General features: G+C 75.0%; 6 protein-coding genes and 1 pseudogene. 6 read left to right on the top strand and 1 reads right to left on the bottom strand.

Annotated elements, in window-relative coordinates:
- The 6 genes from G5C62_RS25805 to G5C62_RS25780 all read left to right on the top strand — a co-directional run.
- On the top strand, positions 1–798 hold a 798-nt coding region (locus G5C62_RS25805), incomplete at its 5' end, for an asparaginase (RefSeq protein WP_164703253.1).
- Positions 795–1,526 (top strand): copper homeostasis protein CutC, encoded by a 732-nt coding sequence (locus tag G5C62_RS25800; protein WP_164703252.1) that lies wholly within the window; start codon positions 795–797, stop codon positions 1,524–1,526. The genes G5C62_RS25805 and G5C62_RS25800, both read left to right, overlap by 4 nt.
- Positions 1,523–2,485, top strand: coding sequence for an ROK family protein (locus tag G5C62_RS25795; protein ID WP_164703251.1), 963 nt, complete (start codon positions 1,523–1,525; stop codon positions 2,483–2,485). Before G5C62_RS25800 ends, G5C62_RS25795 begins: the two co-directional genes overlap by 4 nt.
- Positions 2,486–2,594: 109 nt before the next feature.
- Positions 2,595–2,975 (top strand): VOC family protein, encoded by a 381-nt coding sequence (locus G5C62_RS25790; protein WP_164703250.1) that lies wholly within the window; start codon positions 2,595–2,597, stop codon positions 2,973–2,975.
- On the top strand, positions 2,975–3,292 hold the full coding sequence (locus G5C62_RS25785) for a DUF1905 domain-containing protein (protein WP_164703249.1): 318 nt from the start codon (positions 2,975–2,977) through the stop codon (positions 3,290–3,292). Before G5C62_RS25790 ends, G5C62_RS25785 begins: the two co-directional genes overlap by 1 nt.
- Before the next feature lie 102 nt (positions 3,293–3,394).
- Positions 3,395–4,054: a helix-turn-helix domain-containing protein gene (locus tag G5C62_RS25780; RefSeq protein ID WP_164703248.1), complete on the top strand. Its 660-nt coding sequence runs from the start codon at positions 3,395–3,397 to the stop codon at positions 4,052–4,054.
- Positions 4,055–4,201: 147 nt separating this feature from the next.
- Here the strand turns inward: G5C62_RS25780 and G5C62_RS27685 are convergent.
- Positions 4,202–4,596 (bottom strand): annotated as a pseudogene (locus G5C62_RS27685) (hypothetical protein); the annotation flags it as partial.

Genomic DNA, 4,596 nt, shown 5'->3' with positions numbered 1-4,596 from the left:
TGCCTGACCGCCGGCGCCCCGCTGACCGGGCCGGAGCTGGCGATCGCCGCCGGCAGCCACACCGGCGAGGACGCGCACGTCGACGTCGTGCGCCGGCTGCTGGAGCGGGCCGGGCTGGAGGAGGCGGCGCTGCAGTGCCCGGTCGACTGGCCCGAGGACGAGCCGACCCGCGTCGCGCTCATCCGGGCCAACGCCGAGCGGAGCACGGTGTGGATGAACTGCTCGGGCAAGCACGCGGCGATGCTGCTGGCCTGCGCGGTCAACGGCTGGCCGACCGCCTCCTACCTGGACCCGGGGCACCCGCTGCAGCAGCACGTGCGCGCGGTGACGGCGGAGTGGACCGGCACGCCGGTGCGGCACGACGCGATCGACGGCTGCGGCGCTCCGCTGTTCGGCACCACGGTGCGCGGGCTGGCCACCGCCTTCCGGTCGCTGTCGCTGTCGACGGAGGGTCCGGCTGCCGAGGTGGCCGGCGCGATGCGGACGCACCCGTTCTTCGTCGGCGGCACCGGGCACCAGAACTCCGCGGTGATGGAGCTCGTGCCGGGCGCGGTGGCCAAGGGCGGCGCGGAGGGCGTGATCGGCGTGGCCGGGCCCGACGGCCAGGCGGTGGCGATGAAGGTGGTCGACGGCAACCCGCGGGCGACGACCCTGGTGGCGCTGACCGTGCTCGGTGGGCTCGGCGTGGACGTCTCCGCCGCTGCCTCCCTGACCGCCCTCCCGGTGCTCGGCGGCGGGGTGCCGGTCGGTGCGATCGAGCCGGGTGCCGACGTCCTCGCCTGGCTGGAGGGCCGGTGACCGCGGTCGAGATCTGCATCGACGACGTCGCCGGCGCGACGATCGCCGAGGAGTGCGGTGCGGACCGGGTCGAGGTGTGCGCGGCGCTGTCCGAGGGTGGGACGACGCCGTCCATCGGGCTGGTGTCCACGGTCCTCGCCGAGGTGTCGCGGATCGGCGTGCAGGTGCTGATCCGGCCGCGGGCCGGCGACTTCGTGTACTCCCCCGCCGAGGTCGACGTGATGCTCGCCGACATCGCCGCCGTCCGAGCGCTGCCTGCATCGGCGCAGGTCGGGTTCGTGGTCGGGGCGCTGACCGCGGACGGCGCGATCGACACCGCCGTGCTGTCCCGACTGGTCCAGGCCGCCGGGCCGTGCCCGGTGACGTTCCACCGCGCGTTCGACACGCTGCCGGACCTCCCGGCTGCCCTGCCCACGCTGATCTTCGCGGGGATCTCCCGAGTGCTCACCTCGGGTGGCGCGCCGACCGCTGCCGCTGGGGCCGCGGTGCTCCGCTCGTTGGTGGAGTTGGCGGGCGACCGGATCACCGTGCTCGCCGGCGGGTCGGTGCGCGGGTCCAACGTGGCCTCGCTCGTCGCGGAGACCGGGGTGCCGGAGGTGCACCTGCGGGCGGCTTCGCCGATCGTCTCCTCGGCCGCCGGCTCGGCCACCGGCGTCGACTACACCGTCCCGCGGCTGGCGACCTCGGCCGAGCCGATCCGGGCCGTGCTCGAGGCGCTCGCCTCGTGACGACCACTCCTGCGGTGCTGGCGATCGACGTAGGCGGCACCTCGATGAAGGGCGCGGTCGTCACCCGCGACGGGCGGCCGGTGGTGGTCGAGCGCCGGCCCACCGACCCGGCGACGGACACCGTGGCCGCCATCGCCGGCCATCTGCGCTCGCTGGCCGGCGCCGCGCGCGAACAGGGCCTGGACGTGGTCGGCGCCGGTGTGGTGACCCCCGGGATGCTCGACGAGGCGAGCGGCACGGTCGTCTACGCGTCGAACCTGGACTGGCGCGACGTGCCGCTGCGGGCGCTGCTGGCCGAGGCGACCGGGCTGCCGGTGGTGACCGGCCACGACGTGCGGACGGCGGGGCTCGCCGAGCAACTGCTCGGCGCGGCCCGCGGCGTCGAGGACTTCGTGCTGGTGACCATCGGCACCGGGGTGGCCGCGGCGCTGGTGACCGGTGGCCGGCCGGTGACCGGGGACGGCGGCGCAGCCGGGGAGCTCGGCCACATCCCGATGGTGCCCGGCGGCGAGGCGTGCACCTGCGGGCAACGAGGCTGCCTGGAGGTCTACGCGTCGGGTGCCGGGCTGGCCCGGCGCTACGCGGCTCTCTCCGGCGTCTCTCTACCGGCGGAGGACGTCGTCGCCCGGCTGGGCCGCGACGCGGACGCCGACCGGGTGTGGGCCGAGGCGATGCAGGTGCTGGCGCAGGGGCTGGTGACCGCGACGCTGCTGCTGGACCCGACGACGATCGTGCTCGGCGGCGGCTTCACCGCCGCCGGCGACGCCCTGCTGGAACCGGTCCGAGCCGGGCTGGCGGCAGGATTGGCGTGGCGCTCCGCGCCGCCGGTGCGGGTCGCCGAGCTGGGCAGCGAGGCCGGCTGGATCGGCGCCGCCGCGCTCGCCTTCCGCTCCGCCGGCGACGCCGACGCCCTCGGGACCTGGACCCCCCACGCCCTCCTCGGCGCACCCATCCCCTGAGGGGCCAAAGTCGCGACTTTGGCCCCTGCCCGGCTCCGCGATGAGTTGGCTGGAGCAGCGACGTCTTCATCTCTGCCCGGCGGCGCGCGTCGGGCGGGGAGGGAACGTCATGAGCGAGACGACGACGGACACCGTCACCCGGGTCGCCACGACGACCGTGGTGGTGACCGACCTGCAGCGGGCGCTGGACTTCTACGTGGACGACCTGGGCCTGCAGGTGGTCCGCGACGCGGAGCTGGGCCCGGGCATGCGCTGGGTCGAGGTGGCGCCGGCCGGCGGAGGGACGTCGATCGCCCTCATCGCGGCCGGCAGCGGCTTCCCACCGGGCATCCGGCTGGGCACGGCCGACGCGGACGCCGCACATGCGCAGCTGCGCGGGCGGGGCGTGGACGTCGATGCCGAGGTCCTGCGGATGGGCGAGATGGCCCCGCCGATGTTCACCGTCCGCGACCCGGACGGGAACGCTCTCGTGCTGGTCGAGGGGGCGTGATGACCGCCCTCGACGAGCGGTTCACCGCCCGGCTGCAGCAGAGCTCGGCGGCCGGCGGGTGGACCTACCTGGTGTGGGTCGACTCGGTCGCCTTCTTCGGCACCCGGGGCCTGGTGAAGGTCAGCGGGACGATCGACGGACGCCCGTTCCGCAGCGCGTTCATGGCGCTCGGCGACGGGCGCCACAAGCTGCCGGTGACGGCGGTGCTCCGCGACGCGATCGGCAAGCAGGCCGGCGACACCGTCGAGGTCCACCTGACGGAGCGCATCGCCACCGCCCACCCCGTCGGCTCCCGATCTCGGGCGACGGCCGGCTGATCCGACGGCCCGCCCGGCAGAATGCTGCCGATACGTCACCCCATGGATGCGCGTTGCCTTGACCGATCGTGTCGTTGCACCGACATTGTCCGTATGGCACTGATGACCACGCAGCAGGCCGCCGAGCGGCTCGGCGTCTCCGCGCGTCATGTGCAGCGGCTGGTCGCGGGCGGCGACCTGACGGCGATCGGGATCGACCGCGTCGACGCCGGGTCGGTCGCTCACTGGCTGGCCCAGCGGTCGGGCAGCCGCTTCCGGGCGTGGGAAGAGCCGACCGCATGGGCCGCGGTCGCGCTGCTGGAGGGCCTCCCGGCCCAGTGGCTCGGCCAGGCGCAGCGGTCCCGGCTGCGGGCCGTCCTCCGCGCGATCGACGGAGCAGAGCTGGCGTCGCGCGCGCGCAACCGGGCGGACAGTCGCCACTACGGCGCCCACCCCCGCGCGCTCGGCCCGCTGGCCCGGGAGGTCGTCGGGTCGGGCGCGACCGAGGGCGCCGGCGACCTCAGTGCTGCCGTCGACCGGCTCGACGGGTACGTCCCTGACGCCGCGCTCGACCGCCTGGTCAGCCGGTTCCGGCTGGAACCCGACCCGGGTGGCCGCGTCGTCCTGCGGGGGACCGGCATGTCGCTCGACGTGGTGTCCGAACTCGCTGTCGGACGGCGTCGGGTGCTGGCCGGACTGGACCTCGCCGGATCCATCGACGTGCGCGAACGCTCCGCCGGTGTTCGCCTCCTGGATCGGGCGCTGGTGGGCCTGCGTGGCTGAGCCGCTCCGACCACCGACGCCGGCCGGCGGCTGGGTGACGAACCCCGAGGTCGCCCCTGCGGGGTGAGACCGCTTCGCTCGGGCCGCAGCGTTCATGCGCCGGTGACGGTGACCGTCCGGAGCTGAGGTCACCCGAGGGCGCACGGCCTACGGGTACCGACGCTCCGGGCGGTCAGACGACCTCAACCCCTGCGAGGGCCACCCACCCCGGCCCCACTGCAGACCGCAGGAACGGCAGGCGAGTGTCGGTTCGTCCGGCTCCACCATGCAGCCGCCCAACTCCACCAGGCCGCGTTCGGCCAGCAGCATGCCCTCGGGATCAGGCATCCCCCAGATCAGCAGAACGGAGTCCTCCCGACCGCACGACGGGCAGACCCGTCCCACCTGCACACCAACCGATTTGCTCAACGATCCTCCGCACGTCGTGGATCCGGCGAGGTCCAGTCCGGCCAGCACCCGACGCCGTCCGACAGCGAGTTCGGACACCACGTCGAGCGACATGCCGGTCCCCCGCAGGACGACGCGGCCACCCGGGTCGGGTT

This window comes from Modestobacter sp. KNN46-3 (assembly GCF_011039295.1).
Note: the sequence above shows the minus strand (reverse complement) of the source record. Positions and strands in the feature narration are given on the sequence as shown.